The sequence below is a fragment of the Anaerotignum lactatifermentans genome, from assembly GCF_016902535.1.
In the GTDB taxonomy this organism is placed as follows: Bacteria; Bacillota; Clostridia; order Lachnospirales; family Anaerotignaceae; genus Anaerotignum; species Anaerotignum lactatifermentans_A.
In genome coordinates, this window is sequence record NZ_JACSNY010000022.1 from 12,363 (window position 1) to 27,825 (window position 15,463).

The following is a 15,463-nucleotide window of genomic DNA, read 5'->3' on the forward strand; positions in this document are numbered from 1 at the left end:
TTTACCTCTCAATACTTATTTTGGAAATCCAGCCCTCTGTTTCTACACCTGTTTCATCTATATATTTCACTTTATACCATCGAGGTATATCTTCCAATATTTCAAGTTCTGTATCATATACTAAAGTTGCTAAAATCTTTGATTTTGCATTTGCCTCAGCTCTTAAATAGGATTTTTCTTTGATGGTATAACACATTTGGGGTATATCCATAACTGCTTCATATATTGATTGTGCCACATTAGCATACCAAGAAATTTTCTCTGCAAGATCAGGAATGGTAAAAGCAACAGAAACTATGAAAAACAAAAGCCAAAATTTTTCTCCGATTTTTTCTGCCTTTTGTTTTAATGATATTGGTTCCTGTTCTAATTCCTGAACTTGCCGTTCTAATTCCTGTGGCACAACTTCTTTTTCAAAAGTCATCCCTTGATAAGTTAAATCACCATTTTCAGAAATAGAAACATCACCAATCTCCAAATCCATTCCCATCTGATGCAGTGACTCAAATTTGTCCATAGACAAGTTCTGAATCGATGTAAACATCTGATCCATTGAATATTGATATTGATCCAGTACTTTTGTTACGCTTTGATAAGGCGCGCTATTGGTAAATGCTGTTAATCCATCAGCAAAAGCTCTTACAGAATGAATAAATCTGTCGTTTTGCATGGCTAATTCTGTATTTAAGCCATAATTACTTCTTGTAAAATCTTCCAAAGCACTAAATTGCCGCTTAGCAGCTTGAAGTGTTAAGCCTAAATTTGCACCTTCTATTAACATTTGAGAAATGCCCTCATGTTTTTTCATTGCTTCTAAAGCAGAATACAACGAAATATGAGTTTGTTCCGCTTGCATCGTATCAGCTAATCCTAAAGCAGTATTTCCAAGAATATTTTTACATATATCATTTTGTTTTCTAAATAAATCAAAGACATCATGCATAAGATTTTCTCTTTCTTGTACTATACAAGAAGATAGCATATAATCTTTTGTCTGTTCTATTCCCAAAGATGGTATGTAATCTTTTGTCTGTGCCATTCCCAAAGATGACATATAATCTTTTGTCTGCTCAATTCCCAAAGACCGCATATAATCTTTTGCTTGTAAAACGGGGTTTTCCATATGCAATCTATGGATATCCTCACACATTCTTGGTATTGTATTCATTTTTTCCATGATTCTTTCCAATCGCATAATTGAATCAATATATTTCACTGTGTTACCTCCACAATAAACTCCCTCTGCACCTTTGCCGTCAGTTTCTCCTGTTCTCCAAACTGCTTCATTTTCTCTTCCAGTTCCATATCCAGCTGCATTTGTGCAAAGAACAGGTTTTCCTGTCGCTTCATCCATTCCTTATGTATTTTTGACACTTGCTTTTCCAGCTGTATTCGTTTCAGGCGGTCGCCTGTTGTCTGGGAAAGCTGCTGCTGTGCCGTTTTTTCTTCCGCTTCCAATGATTGCAATTCTTTTTGCAGTGTGTTTTTCTGTCCCGCAATAGCCAGCTTCATTCTGCCTAACTCTTCCCGCTGTGCCGGAGTGAGTTTTTCTGCCTGTTCACCCAATAATTGCTGCACAGGTACCAATTCATCCAATGGTTGTGGTCTGCCATTGGTTTTCAGCCAATGAGCCTTGCTGTCATTTTCCGTATAGCTTTGTATTGGCTTCTGCAATATCTTTTGACAGTCTGTTTCTGACAAAATACTGCCGTCTTTTCGTTGTCCGCATAACACAGGAACAGTAGAAATAAATTTGTTTCCAGCATAAATATCGACGGTATAAAAACCTATGGTACAGTCTTCCCCTTCTATCTGCAAACTTCCGGTATCTCCACAGGCAATTTCATGCAAAATGCCACGCACCAGAGGACTGAACAGCGTAATCTGTCCCTGCTTCGGTTTGAAATCCTTTCCCATGCCATACTGTTTCAAGCTGCGGTATGGTTTATTTCGGCTGCCTGTCCAGTAGTAAAAGAGAATGGGCAGTTTTTCGTAATTGGTGGCTGTAATTGTCTTCTTTTCCTCATCTATCTCAAAATAACAGTCTATATTTTTCTCGTTGTACTGCCGAAAGAACCATTTCACTACATCCCACAGTTCTTTTTGGAGTTCCGCTGATTTTTCGCTGATATACTGCGGTGTCAAATGTACTTTTGAAGCAATCTCTCTTGTAAATGTGGTAAAGAGGATATCCTCTGCCGCTGCTACCTGTTTTCGGTTTGTGTCCTCCAGTGTTGTCAAAACCGTCTGGTGATCTGCTTCAATCTGTTTTTTTGTACGTAACGGCAAAGTGTCATAGGCTTCTTCCAATCGGTTTGTAAATCCACCCAGCACTGTATCTGTTACACCAAACACACCATCTGCAACCTTCATACGCTTATACACCAGTTCCAGCTTACGCACATCTGCCATATTCTTCTGATTGATAAACGCAAGGGAAATGACATCGTTTTCCTGTCCCAAACGGTGGCAACGGTCGATGCGCTGTTCCATTTTTAATGTGTTATACAACAAATCATAGTGTACCACAAAAGAAGCGTCCGAAAAATCAAAGCCTTTTGCACCATTGTCTGTGGAAATCAATATTTCCCCATTCTCTTTGAATTTCTCTATTTCTGTGTGGTCTGTACCACCATAATAGGCATAAGTGTTATACTGCTTGGAAAGGCTTTTATAAAGCTGTTTCAGTGTTGCAACGCTTTCTGTAAATATGACAGCTTTTTGGTTTGCACCATATTTTTTCAGAACAGTAAAGCCTTTCTCCAGTGCCAAAGTAAGTTCCTTTTCTTTTGAGTCCTGTTTTATTGCTTCTGCCAGCTGTTTCATATTCTGCCACTGAGCCAATTCTTCTTTGGCGTCCGGCATACTTTCCAGTCGTTTGATGACGCCTTCTATGGTCTGCAATATGGCAGATGTAGAAGAACTTTGCAAGCTGAACAAGCGCAGAGCTAAATCATACTGGTTCATTTCGGGAAATGCTTTTTTCTCCGTCTGATTGATATATTTCTCCAGTGCATTATAAAGTTCCTGCTCCTGCTCTGAAATCTCATATTCGTCTGTAATCAGAATACGTTCTGGTATTTTCGCAAACTGTTTTGCCTGAGAACGCAGTGTTCTAAAGCAAAACTTGCTGACTCTTTCCGCCAGTTCTGGATAATTTTCCGGTTTTCTAAGGTATCTATGCAAAAACAGCTCCGGTTCAGGCAATACACTCTTGTCTATAAACCAGATCAAACCATACAAATCCATAATATTCTTTTCAATAGGTGTTGCTGTAAGCAAAAGACGAAATGCTGGACCAGCAATTCGATCCAATGCCTTTGCTTGCATATTTTCTTCCTGATATCCAGTAGAAAGGACATTTGCCTCCTCAAAAACAATCAAATCCCATGGTATCTTGGCAGCCATTTCTTCCTGTATTGATACAAAATCGTAGGTAGAAATAAGCACAGCTTCCTGATCAAAAGTGTTTGAGTTATCCTCTGTCATGAGCCTCTCATATTCTTGTTTGTTACTGCAAATCACATAAGGTATGGAATAGTATTTATCTATCAATTCTGTCCATTGTGTAATGAGGTCCGCATTGGGAATTAAAAGCAAAATTCTGTTTTGCCCCTCCAACCATCTTTGAGCAATCACCAGCATGGCTTCATGACTTTTTCCCAAACCAGCTTCATCACAAAGTATTGCACCCTTTAAATATGGAGAACGCAGCACAAAAGCAGATGCCGCAATCTGAAATGGATATATTCTCAAATCAGATGACTCAAAAATTGGCACCAGTTTATCGTTGTCAGATAAATTTTCTAGTTGTCTGGCGTTATAATATACATGAAAAGATGTTTGCTGCACTTTGCTCACCTTGCTTTTTGAAAAATTTATTATTTTTTATTATCTCACATTTTCTGACAATTTCCAATCAATAGAATTAATCACATAAAAAAGTCGGAAACATTTTAGTTTCCGACTTTTCGTATAGAAAAATATTTTATTTTACAACATTCTCACAGAAATTCATAAGCATTGTTGCAGCTTCTGCTCTTGTTGCTTTGCCCTGTGGTGCCAGAGTCCCATCACCCATACCGTTTATAATGCCTGCACCGCAAGCCCACTGCATAGCAGGATATGCGTAATCACTAATGGTAAGGGCATCAGTATAGGACAGAATATTTACATTCTCCCCAATAGAAACATCATAACCCTGATACTGTGCATAGTTATAAAGCATCACGGCAAATTGCTCTCTTGTGATGAAATCCCCCACACCAAAGGTATCACCATAGCCTGCCACAATACCGTTTTCGTTTGCCCATGCAATGGCATTCGCATAGTATTTATCACTGGTTACATCCAAGAAAGGAGCTACATCGTTCGGTGTCGGATTGCCTTCCAGATTCCAAAGAATGACTGCCAGCATTTCTCTGGTCAGAGGAGTATTAGGAGCAAAAATATCTTCGCTCATACCACTCATCAAGCCATTTTCCACCGCATAGGAAACAGCTTCATAGAACCAATCGCTTTCCTCCACATCCAAGAAAGAAATGGTTTCAGGTTCTTCTGTTTCTTCCACTTCATCTGGTTCTTCGGGAACTTCCTCCTCTATTTTTTCCCATTTGGCGTAAACGGTGGTGTCTTGTGTCAGGTATACCTCGTCGATTTCCTTTGTCAAATCTTCATCGGCATACCAGCCTACGAATTTATATCCTTCTTTTTCGGGAACATATTCGTCCAGATCAATGGTGCTGTATTCCCATTCGGTGACTGTATCGATTTTACTGCCGCCGTTGGTGTCGAATTTCAGATCCCAGAAAAATACAGAACCGCCGGAGGATTTCTTCTTCCAGTTTGCTGTAACCGTTACATTTCTATCCGGCATAGTAAAGGTGGTGCTTGCGCTGGAAGCATCAGCAAAGCTGCCGCCATTGGAAGAAGTCCAGCCTGCAAAACGATAGCCCGATTTTGTTCCTGCGTCAATTTGGATTTTTGTTCCTTTGGTATATTGTCCACCTGCTGTGGTGCTATTGCCGCCATTCAGATTAACTGTCAAACTATACTTTGTTTCCCCATTGATGGATAGCGTGAACTCTTTGCTGTCGCTGCCGTTGTCGTTGGTGGCGGTCACGGTGAACTTATAGGTGTTCGCCGTGGTGGGGGTGCCGGAGATTGTGCCATTACTGTTCAGCGTCAAACCGTTAGGTAGGGTGCTTCCGCTGGCAAGGCTCCATGTAATAGGTGTATCGCCTGTGGCTTCAAGGGTCTGGTTATACAGGGTGTAAACCGTGCCGTTAGGCAGGGTTTTGGTGGTAATTGTAGGAGCGATGGTAATTGTTCCATTGTCTTCTGGTGTACCTTCCAGCTTGCCGCCACTCTCTACATTGATGGTGCCGTTGTTGGTAAGCTTGTCATTACAGTTGAGAGAAGAACCATCTGGAATTTTTAGAGTTTCGTCGCTCTTAATTTCAAGGTTATCCTGCAATTCCACATCGCCATACACGGTGCCAGTACTGCCGTCAAAGACGATACCGCCGTTGGTGCCGTCACCGGAACTAACCTTGATTTGATCACTGAGATCGGACATACTGGAATCAGATGCCTTGATCCCGCCATTTCTGGCGTCTACAATGGCATTATCGGTGACGGAAAGGCTGGTGGTAGCGCTGGTAACCCCATGTGATCCCACAACAAACTGTATCCCATCGCTGCTCTCGCCACCGCTGGCGGTCAGGCTGCCGCCGTCGACGGAAAGAGAGATATTCGGGGAGCCGGTGGCATTCGCGCTGGACTGCACACAGACGCCGGCGTAGCCAGAATTGGTTTGAGTAGTCTTTGCATCGACGGAAGCGTTTTCAATGGTCACGGAGGCGTTGCCTGTTCCGCTTTTGACAAATATTCCGTAAGAAGAAGAACCAGAAACTTTCAAGCTTCCATTGCTTTCACCTGTAATAGTCAGGGTGGCGTTTGTACCATAACTGGACGTGCTTATCTCTGCATTCAAAAAAATCCCATAGTTGCCTGTGATGGTATTTTCGCCAATCAGTTCGATGGTCAGGGCAACTGGTTGATCTTGGCTGCACAGAGCATAGATCCCGGCAGTGTGTGGATTATAGTATTGATTATAATTTCCTGTAATATTCGCACCTTTTAGCGTCAGGGTGGCGTTGGTAGGATTGTATCTGACACTCCAATTAGCAGAATTGTCGTTGGCATTTTCGACCCGTGTTAGCCCCCCACTGTTATCTGTAGTCCAGTAGGTGGTTTCATTACCACTAATAACCTGCTTATTTCCCACATAAAGCGTAGCGGGCTCACCTACCGCCAGCGCCGTGACGGGCAGCATAGAAGCTACACCGACGCAAACCTTGTCCAGTTCGGCACCCTCCGCAGAGCAGACGGGGCAATCCGCATTGACTTTTTCCCCGGTGCAGAGGGTTTCACAGGTACATTCTTCCGGCTGTGCGTCGGACGGAGTTGCCGGGTTCCCGTTGTCCTGCGGGTTGCAGACTTCACAAACAAAGGTGCAGGGCGTTCCCGCTGTGGCAGGAATATAGCCGCAGGTTTCGTCGTGGGTGTGATTGCAGGCTGCCGGATCGGTCAGTCCGCCACAGCTTTCGTTGTGTTCATGGGAACAGGGGATTTCCGCTGTCCCCTCGGTGTAGCCACAAGCGTCGTCATGCTGGGTGTGGTGTTCACACAGCCCGCCCGTGTAAACAGTATCGTTTGCATACGCCATGGACGGCACCAACGCCATCATCATGCACAGGCAGACAAACGCCGCGAAAATTCGTTTTCTCATCATTCATCCTCTCCTTATTTCTCCATTACAAAATAACAATGCTGATTTCAGCCATATCTAACTCACGCCAATGTGTTCTGTTGTTTCTATTCCCCTAAAAACGGTATATTGGCAATCCATAAAACAGCTATTTCTTAACACTGTTCCATCTGGGGAATATGCTCCTTCTCTGTATCCACCTGCCTAATAATATCGCCTACGGCTGGAAAGTCTGTATCCTGCCATTGACCATCTGCGATGCCGTTATGGGTACAACGGATTACATCAGACTGCCCCTCAATACTTCCTACGATGCCGCCAAGACTGAATTTTCCATCTGCGCCATCCAATATATGAATGGTACCGTCAAACACACAGCTGTTGATCTGACTATCTGCCGCAGAGCCAACTACACCGCCTAGATACAGAAAAATTCCTCCGCTATTTTGAAACACAACACTGGAATGACAGTTCTGTATCGTTCCGTTTTCCACACGACCTGCAATACCTCCAGCAAATAAGCCCACGTTTTTTCCATTGCTTTCCATGGTAAGGTTGGCGGTACAGTTTTGGATATGTCCATCAACAACTACCCCAGCAATGCCGCCTACCGCAGAATAAAGATCATCAGCAAGGCAAGTCATAGTACCCAGAATCGTAAGGTTTTTCACAGTTCCGTCTATGGCACCAAAGAGACCGTAACAGCCTTCTCGGTTTTGACTGATGTGCAGACCACGGATGATATGCCCTCCGCCGTCAAATGTACCATGGAACGGGAAATTTTCATTTCCAATGGGCGTCCATTCTTTGCCTCCCAGGTTAATGTCCTCCGTGAGGGTAACCACCAGATTTCTATGCTGGTCATTATGCAATTGATTGCTTGCACGAGCAAAATCCATCAATTCTTTTTTTGTCCTGATGGGCAAAATAATTTGTTGCTCAGACATTTCCTCACCTCCGTATCAAACAAAAAAGACGCATTCCTCCCATGATTTCCTCATGGGCAGAATACGCCTTTTTGATTTTGAAATTCGGTATTTATTTTCGCAGCAAAAGAAAACAGAACTATCTTGTCTGTCTGTCTGTCTGTCTGTCTGTCTGTCTGTCTGTCTGTCTGTCTGTCTGTCTGTCAAGATTTTATAAGTCAGCACCATAACAGTCAAGCCCCCTTTTTGGGTTCTCCTTCAAGTTTTGTTATATTTAATTATAACATATCCTTGTAATTTTACCACGTATTTTTATGCACTTTTTCACTGACAAATGTTTCTTATCCCTGAAAAGATATGATCCGTTTCTTTTTTCTTTTGGCATATTCCAGCGTCATAGCAGCTCCACCCCAGCTGTGCAGCACATAATCGACCACAACATCTGCCTGCTCTACCATCCACTGATTTCTTCGGACAATCGCCAGTTTCTTTGGAACCGATTCCAACGGCGGATACAGAGAACTGTCGCAAGGCGATATGTCTTTCCGCCTGTTCAGATAGGGCAAAATCAAAACTAGTTCGATATGAGGATATCGCTTTTTTTGTTCCGCCAATACAGAAGCTGCCAGTCTGTCAAAAGCACCGTATCCACCAAGGTAAAACGTTTCAGCTCCGTTTACAATCAAATTCTCTGTTACCATTTCCAGCCAAGTCCTTGCTGCTTCATTGTCATAAAGTTCTCTATGCCCACAAAATGTAATAATCATGGAACATCCCCCCTTGTATCTATCATACCGCAAATGGTTAGAATAGTACAGCCACAGGGACTATTTTTATTTTCCATACACATATAATCATATAAAAAACAGGAGGTGAGTGATTTGAAATTAAACGAAGCAGTAAGCAAACGCCTTAAGGAATTGCTGGACGAAAAGAATATGACGCAATATCAGCTATATGTGAAAAGCGGTGTGCCGAAATCCACCATCGGAAATATCATGCATTGCTCTTATGATTCTGTGAAGCTTCGTGTCATCCATGAGCTCTGCCAAGGGCTTGGCATCAGCATTCCTGATTTTTTCAATTCACCGTTCTTCCTTGAGGACTCTCTTGATCCATAAATTCATATCAATAAGCATATATCTTTTTTTCTCTGTATACTATGTAACTGTTAAAGTGAACAGTTCACATTCTCGGCTCACATTGACCCATACCATGGCTCTCGCAGAAGACAGACCTCCCCCTTGGCGTTTTTTCATTGTTTTTTGAGGGGGGATTTTTTTGTTCTTTTTCAAATTCATTCTATAAAATAGAGATTGCTGCTTTTGCCTCCATTGTCACGAAACCGATTTTCTTTTTTGATGTATGCGCTTCTTTCCAATTCATGAATGGAACGCTTTACTGACGCCAAAGAAAGATGCAGATCTTTGGCTATGGTTTTCATGGAGGGATAGCAGCTTTTTGTTTCTTTGCTGGCGCGTTCACAAAGATATAAATAAACAGATACGGCTTTGCTGGAAAGCTCTGTATCTTGATAGACCTTCATTTTGTCAATCATAACTTTTTTCCACCCCTTTCATGGTTTTCGATATGTTACGCAACGGCTTATCTTGTTCCTGTATGGGGCGTTTTACAGGCTGTTGGAGAGGTTTTTGGGGCAGACCATATTTTTTTGCGATGGCTTCCTCTATGGTCTTTTTGTTTGCGTAATGCACTTTTCTCACCACTGCCTGGCGCATTGGGTATGTTTCATTCAGTTCGATTCCCCACTCAAAAAACATCCTCAGCTTTGTTTTCATTGGTTTTACGCCTGTTCTTGTGACGATGAACGTATCTTTTGGCATGATTTTAAGCTCATCTGGTGTCATCAATGGTCTTCCTGTCATCTGCAATGACTTGGATTTATCTCTGCCTTGTGAGATACTGCCTGTCATGACTGTCCTGTCCCCCAGTGTCTTGGACAGTACGTTGGCTGCTTCGGAGTTTGGTGCGAAGCCACCATATATGCAGACCTGACAGTTATCAATGATGATGTCCGCACCTTCTTTGCCATAGTTCTTTTCCAGCTGTGCCAATGACTGTATGATAGGCACAAAGCTAATTCGTCTGGAACGACTGGCAGAAAACATCATTTCCGCAGACTGTATGGCAGGCAGTGTACCAAACTCATCCAGGAAGAACATGACTCTGTTTGGCAGTTTTCCGCCCATTTCATCGGCAATGGAAAGCATTTCTCGATAGAGCTGCTGTACGATCAAAGAAATAAGAAAATATTTGCTGTCATCCTCCTCTGGCATAATTAAAAACACAGCAGACTTCTTTCTGCAAAACTTTTCCGTATTGATTTTTGTTTCAAAACAAAGCAATTGTTCAATTTCAGAATCAAGAAAAGCATTCAGTCTGGATAGTGCCGTTGACAGTACAGACGCCATTGCCTGGTCTGAAGTATTCAGGGCGGCACCCGAAAGCCATCTTGCTTTATGTTCTTCCGGAAGACGTTCCATCAACAGCTTGAACTGACTTTTGCCTTTCACTTCTGATGGTCCCAATAAATCTTGAATCAATTTGAACACACTGATAATGTGCCTTTCTTCGCCTTTTTCTTCTTCCTGTTCCTCTGGCTGAAACAAAATCTCTGCTTCAACATCTTTTTGAAGAATGGCTGTCTGTGCTTTTGGCAAAAAATCTATATCTTTGTCAATACAGGCTTTTTTCATCTGCTCTATTTCCTTTTTTCGTTGTTCCGAGGCTTTCTGTTTTCGTTTTCTCTGTTCTAATGTAAGAGCGTAGGGCGAGCAGAATTCCGCAATCACCAATATCACAGCAGTAATCAAGCCTTCTGCCGAATCATAGAAAAAGGCGTTTTGTCCTGCGTTGGCGGAATCAAATCCACCGGAATTCATAACGGTTTTGGATATTATCTTTGCGTACTTCTCCGCTTTTGCCTTTGCCACAAGGGAATCTGTCTGCAAATATTCATCCATGTAATGGTTCACCATATGGAGCATATTGAAGCCATCGCTTTGGGTTGGATTTCTCAGATCCAACACCGAAATATCATAGCCATAATACTTTTTTGCGATGGGAGCGTAGCTTCTCAGGAGGTCACCTTTCGTATCGGTCGTGACAAAACTCATACCTGACGCACAGCAATATTCCAGATTGGGATATAAAAACTTAGCTGTCTTACCTACACCAGCGGCACCAATCATCAGTGCGTGAACATCTCCTTCCTCCACGATTGCTGTGACGGTTTTCTTCTTCCCGAATTTCATCATATTGCATCCAATGATGATGCCTTGTGGCAGGTCACAAGGAGGCTTTCGCCTCCAGACCTGTGGTTCATATCGAATCCTTTGAAATGCCGCGTCGATTTCCTTTGGTGTGGCAAAACTGGCGGAGCCATGCTGTCCATCGCCTACGGTCTTGCTTTTGATGTTCAAAGATTTCCTGTCGATCAATAGCATACAGATCATAAAGGCACCGAAAATCAATAGTAACGGCATCAACTTCCATAAGTTCTCCATTCACTTATTCTCCTTTCTATCCTTTTTTGTATTTTATTGGTTTATATTTTCTAAATAATAATAGATGATTATAGATTTTTGTTCTGTTTTCTATCCTTGATTGAATCCATAAAATAATCATGTTATCATAGAAAAAAGGTATTTTTCTATGATAAGGAGGTATGGTTATGCAAGGATTATACAAATTAGCACTGGTTGGAACAAAAGAACAGCTCACTGATTTTCTGAAAAAAGTCAATGACAGCGATCCTGATTCTGTATTCAATGAATATGCTGTGGAAGAAGGCACTGGACTTAGAACAACACAAGGATATGGTCTGCAAAAATTTCTGGATCGCTATAAACTTGTGATTGAAAATACCGGCTCCGGAAACATCAGCGGCATTGAAGAAATGGCTTCTGAAATAGGGCAGATTGCACCTGAACTGGAACTCATGCTTTTTACACAATATCTGGATTATAGCGATGACTACACATGGACAATTTATTATAAGCCTGCTGGAGAAACCGATCCTTCTGAAACCGAAGGAATCCTTTATAAAGGATCAATGGGTGATATCTTTTCCGTTGAAGAAGTTTTGAATTACAGATCCATGGGTGCAACGTATATTTCACTAGACATCGACCGAGAAAAATTAAAAGAATATTTAGATGATTACCTTGAATATGAAAAGTTAACATTTGAAGAAATCGAACCATTCCTTGATGCATTAGCTGACCCTGAGAGAACAGATTTTACGGAATTTGAAGACACTTTTGATATGTATTCTTTACAAGATACTATCAATGACTTTTTAAAAGACCAAGTAGAGGATGTGCCATATGACGCAGATGGAAACGGTATTCCGTCTATCAAATATATTGCCAGATTGTTTGCAGACTGCTGGGCTATCAACTTTGGTGTATCCTATCGCTTCCGTCCTGAAACATTTGATAACCGTTTTGCCGGAAAAACCTTTGTTATTACAGGCGAACCGGATGACTATGGGAAAGACGGTGCAAAAGAAATTATTGAGAATCTTGGCGGTGTTGTGCGTGGTGCCGTAAGCGGAAAAACCGATTATCTTCTTGTTGGAGCATATGCCGGTGAGAAAAAACTGGAAAAAGCGCGAGAACTTGGAATACATATCATTGATGCAGATGATTTTGAACAAATGATATCTTAAATCACATCATAGAAACTGAAATAAAATATTTCAAAAAACCTTCAAACGGATAAGAAATCAAATTTCCGTTTGAAGGTTTTCTTTTACTCATTAAATTCACATCTGCAACGTTATCTGTTCTACGGATTTCTTCTCTTCTGATGCAGAAGCGAGTTCTTTCTGTTCCGCAAAACTATTTTTTCTTTCCAACTCCTGTGGGTACTCCGTTTCCACATAGATGATAGCTCTCATAGCCATATCAGCCATGTTTTTTGCCCATACAAAAAGAGAAGGCTGTTCTTGAACCGCAAGGGTTTTCAAGTGTTCCATCTCTTCCTTCATTTCCTGTATGCGTCGATCCATTCTCGCTTTATCCAGATATGGTTTATATGCCTTTTCCAATTTCTGTATGGCGGTTTGGTACATAGTCAACTCTGGCAAGTTATTATCTCCTTTGACCTCACACATCAAGCAGACGGACAAATCTGCCATACGCAGGATGCTGGTAAGGAGTAGCTTGATGTCGGTATCTCTTTTTCTTACCGCTTTTTCCGCCTGTTTAAAATCTCGCTTGATCTGATCCAGATAAAAAAAGAGACCCGTTTTTTCGTGTCCCTGTTTACGCCACTTCATATACAGGCTTTCTGTGTCGGCATTCATGATACCAAGTTTTCTGACCGCAACATGATATGCTGTTTTCTTGGGATGGGACTGCGGAAGGATCGCTTCCACCCCATGTTCCGCCTTCAGCTGCTCATTCCAGTCTTTATAGAGAGGGTATTCCCTTTTGATTTTTTCTGCCTCATACCCCTTTTCAATGAGGATATCCTTTAATTTATCACAAGCTTCAATGCCTGCCGCATCGTAATCCAGACAGAGAAAAATCTCATGAATATTTTTTTGTTCTTCCAAAAATTGTAGAAGTGGTTTTGGTGAAAGTCCATCCAGCGCCAGAAAGCTGTCTGCTTTCCATTCATCATTTCTCCATGTAATAAACGACATCAAATCGATAGCAGCTTCGAATACATAGAGCTTTGTGTTTTCCCCTCGCCAGCAGAAACCATATTTGCAGTCTGAACCGGCAACAGTCATTCGGAAGCTTTTTGACTGCTCTGTGGTGGATTTTTTACAGGCTGACTTTGGCACACCCTCTTTGTCTGTTCCAACAAAAACGATATTGCCGTGTTCCTTTTCCTGATAAAGTATTTTCTGCTCCACAAAGCATTTTACTACGCTCTGGGAGAGAAATCTTTTCTGTAAAAGATAAGCAAACAATCGTTTCATATTGCGGTCTTTCTCAGGAAGTATGAATTCAGATTTTTCCGAAGGACAAGATATTTGTTCTCGATTTTCCTGTACAGACTTTTTTTCAGATTGACTTACATTTTTTTCATTCTCTTTGTTTCTCTTCCTGCCAAGCTCTGGTTCTTCTCCATGCAGAAGCTCTTTCATGGCAGTACGAAAGTTCATGCCGTAAAACTCCTGCATAAACTTCAACGGATAGCCGCCTCGCATATTTTTATGATCATACCAGCGGTTTCTTCTGACGGAAATGCTGTCATGCTCTCCTGTGGAGTCTTTGTAGATCAGCACTGACTCGCTTCCTGTTTTTTTCAAGCGTTCCCCTTTTTGCTGAAGGAATTCCTCAAGATTGGTCTGATTTGCCTTATCGATCTGTTCCTGGGTATAAAGTGCCATATGCTTCCTCCCTGTCTTTTGCCCTGTCAAGAGCGTTTTCTACACAGCTGTAATCAAAGCCGTGTTCCTCATAGGCTTCTTCCATTGCTTCCACTTCTTTTTCTTTTGGGAATGCAAATGGTGTTTCTTTCATCAGAAAAACCATTACATCCAAAACACCTTTTTCTGTTTTCAAGTTCCATACTGCCCTTTCATAGATTTCATGGGGATAGACTGCGTCCATGTCCTGTAACTCAGATTCTTCCAGAGTCCAAATGACTGCCGGCACGATTTCATCTCCCGCCTCCAGTGTTGGCATGGCAGTTTCATAGAACCTGCGGAATTCCAATGCGCAGTCTTTCAAACCACATTTCATAAAAAGTTTCGCTGATGGACAAATCTCCTGTATCTTTTCTTCCTTCATATATCCGTCATAGGTCAGTAAATAAACCATATTTCAGCCACCTCACATTTCCATATCCATAGTTGCGGTATCTTCCGTTTGTTCTTCCGTCTGAATTTCTGCCGGTTCTATCATCTTCTGCCATGCGGAGTTGCCTTCCAGATTTTTTGTCAGCATTTTTCTTGCAAACTTATATTCTTCACCTACCATGCCGGCTCGTACCAGCCAAGTACGCATCATGAATTTATCGTTTTGATTCTCACTTTTCTTTTGGCTGACAGTACGGTTGTTTTCCACAAAGCTGCTGACAATCTGCGCGAACTGAATATCACTGAGCAATTCTTTTTGATGGAGTGTGCTTTTGAAGTAGGGAAAGGAAATGATACCTTTCTCTTGACCGGTATCCGCCACTTGCGCAAAGGAAACCCCTAACGCTTTCTGGAACAGTTCCCCTTTGCTCTCAGAAAGATTCCCCAGATTGGTTTGGTACTGCTCCCAGTTCTCAACACCGCTGACATCCAGAAGCAGATTCATTTTCGTGGAGTCATTGACGATGGCACCTCTTAGTTCCAACTGTTCCAAGGCTTTTTCCAGCATTGGAAACTCATTTTCATATAAAAATGGTGAGAGCAGTTTCACTTGGTACATATAGTTTGCTCCCACCACTTTTTCGCCGTTATATCGTTCTGCTTTGATGCTGTCAGAAGAAAAAATACGCCATGTTTTCTCTGCGCCATCTTTTACTTCATAACTATTATCCTCTGATTGAAATTTATAATCTGTTTGAAATAAATCCGCTAAGATCTCTGCCGCTGCTTTCCTTGTGATCCCCGTCACATCCATCTCAACACCATATTTTTTCCATCTCATTCGCTTCCCTCCTTACATTTTCTGTCCATGAGCTTTGGATCTATATTAAATAAGTAGACACGATTTATAAACAGATGTACCATAATGTTAGACACCAAAAGGAGGTATCTTTATGACTAAAAAAAATTATTATGATGAGGATT

Annotated in this window: 12 protein-coding genes; 2 read left to right on the forward strand and 10 right to left on the reverse strand. The window is 41.8% G+C overall.

Going from position 1 to position 15,463, the window contains the following annotated elements; all coding sequences use genetic code 11:
- Window position 1: 1 nt before the first annotated feature.
- From H9X84_RS13340 to H9X84_RS11810, 5 genes are all read right to left on the reverse strand, one after another.
- Entirely contained in the window at window positions 2-1,216 is a 1,215-nt protein-coding gene (locus tag H9X84_RS13340) for an SH3 domain-containing protein (protein ID WP_205134536.1), read from the reverse strand.
- A complete protein-coding gene (locus tag H9X84_RS11795; protein ID WP_243423763.1) occupies window positions 1,213-3,756 on the reverse strand; it encodes a DEAD/DEAH box helicase in 2,544 nt (847 codons plus the stop codon). Before H9X84_RS11795 ends, H9X84_RS13340 begins: the two co-directional genes overlap by 4 nt.
- Before the next feature lie 232 nt (window positions 3,757-3,988).
- On the reverse strand, window positions 3,989-6,796 hold the full coding sequence (locus H9X84_RS11800) for an S-layer homology domain-containing protein (RefSeq protein ID WP_205134538.1): 2,808 nt from the start codon (window positions 6,794-6,796) through the stop codon (window positions 3,989-3,991).
- Between the two features lie 131 nt (window positions 6,797-6,927).
- Window positions 6,928-7,719 (reverse strand): hypothetical protein, encoded by a 792-nt coding sequence (locus tag H9X84_RS11805; RefSeq protein ID WP_205134539.1) that lies wholly within the window; start codon window positions 7,717-7,719, stop codon window positions 6,928-6,930.
- Between the two features lie 320 nt (window positions 7,720-8,039).
- A complete protein-coding gene (locus H9X84_RS11810; protein WP_205134587.1) occupies window positions 8,040-8,465 on the reverse strand; it encodes a hypothetical protein in 426 nt (141 codons plus the stop codon).
- Window positions 8,466-8,570: 105 nt separating this feature from the next.
- On the opposite strand from H9X84_RS11810, the gene H9X84_RS11815 reads away from it, so the two are divergent.
- Window positions 8,571-8,819, forward strand: a complete 249-nt coding sequence (locus tag H9X84_RS11815; RefSeq protein WP_330634408.1) for a helix-turn-helix transcriptional regulator — start codon at window positions 8,571-8,573, stop codon at window positions 8,817-8,819.
- Window positions 8,820-8,995: 176 nt separating this feature from the next.
- Here H9X84_RS11815 and H9X84_RS11820 read toward each other — a convergent pair whose 3' ends face one another.
- Both H9X84_RS11820 and H9X84_RS11825 read right to left on the reverse strand, forming a co-directional pair.
- The gene (locus H9X84_RS11820; protein WP_193484580.1) at window positions 8,996-9,256 is read right to left on the reverse strand and encodes a helix-turn-helix domain-containing protein; all 261 of its coding nucleotides are present in this window, start codon (window positions 9,254-9,256) and stop codon (window positions 8,996-8,998) included.
- The gene (locus tag H9X84_RS11825; protein WP_205134585.1) at window positions 9,249-11,225 is read right to left on the reverse strand and encodes a type IV secretory system conjugative DNA transfer family protein; all 1,977 of its coding nucleotides are present in this window, start codon (window positions 11,223-11,225) and stop codon (window positions 9,249-9,251) included. The genes H9X84_RS11820 and H9X84_RS11825 overlap by 8 nt, the downstream gene beginning before the upstream one ends.
- A 167-nt stretch (window positions 11,226-11,392) precedes the next feature.
- Between H9X84_RS11825 and H9X84_RS11830 the strand changes: the two genes are divergently transcribed.
- The gene (locus tag H9X84_RS11830; protein ID WP_205134584.1) at window positions 11,393-12,391 is read left to right on the forward strand and encodes a BRCT domain-containing protein; all 999 of its coding nucleotides are present in this window, start codon (window positions 11,393-11,395) and stop codon (window positions 12,389-12,391) included.
- Between the two features lie 96 nt (window positions 12,392-12,487).
- On the opposite strand, the gene H9X84_RS11835 is transcribed toward H9X84_RS11830, so the two are convergent.
- The 3 genes from H9X84_RS11835 to H9X84_RS11845 all read right to left on the reverse strand — a co-directional run bounded on the left by H9X84_RS11835 (window position 12,488) and on the right by H9X84_RS11845 (window position 15,320).
- Window positions 12,488-13,963, reverse strand: coding sequence for a DUF3991 and toprim domain-containing protein (locus H9X84_RS11835; RefSeq protein WP_330612371.1), 1,476 nt, complete (start codon window positions 13,961-13,963; stop codon window positions 12,488-12,490).
- Between the two features lie 73 nt (window positions 13,964-14,036).
- Window positions 14,037-14,501, reverse strand: coding sequence for a hypothetical protein (locus H9X84_RS11840; protein ID WP_205134582.1), 465 nt, complete (start codon window positions 14,499-14,501; stop codon window positions 14,037-14,039).
- A 12-nt stretch (window positions 14,502-14,513) separates the two neighbouring features.
- A complete protein-coding gene (locus H9X84_RS11845) occupies window positions 14,514-15,320 on the reverse strand; it encodes an amidoligase family protein (protein WP_205134581.1) in 807 nt (268 codons plus the stop codon).
- Window positions 15,321-15,463 lie beyond the last annotated feature (143 nt).

Bases quoted from the DNA above. Each gene is read 5' to 3' on its own strand.
- H9X84_RS11800 (WP_205134538.1), bottom strand. From the start codon at position 6,796: ATGATGAGAAAACGAATTTTCGCGGCGTTTGTCTGCCTGTGCATGATG.
- H9X84_RS11805 (WP_205134539.1), bottom strand. From the start codon at position 7,719: ATGTCTGAGCAACAAATTATTTTGCCCATCAGGACAAAAAAAGAATTG.
- H9X84_RS11810 (WP_205134587.1), bottom strand. From the start codon at position 8,465: ATGATTATTACATTTTGTGGGCATAGAGAACTTTATGACAATGAAGCA.
- H9X84_RS11820 (WP_193484580.1), bottom strand. From the start codon at position 9,256: ATGATTGACAAAATGAAGGTCTATCAAGATACAGAGCTTTCCAGCAAA.
- H9X84_RS11825 (WP_205134585.1), bottom strand. From the start codon at position 11,225: ATGGAGAACTTATGGAAGTTGATGCCGTTACTATTGATTTTCGGTGCC.
- H9X84_RS11830 (WP_205134584.1), top strand. From the start codon at position 11,393: ATGCAAGGATTATACAAATTAGCACTGGTTGGAACAAAAGAACAGCTC.
- H9X84_RS11840 (WP_205134582.1), bottom strand. From the start codon at position 14,501: ATGGTTTATTTACTGACCTATGACGGATATATGAAGGAAGAAAAGATA.
- H9X84_RS11845 (WP_205134581.1), bottom strand. From the start codon at position 15,320: ATGAGATGGAAAAAATATGGTGTTGAGATGGATGTGACGGGGATCACA.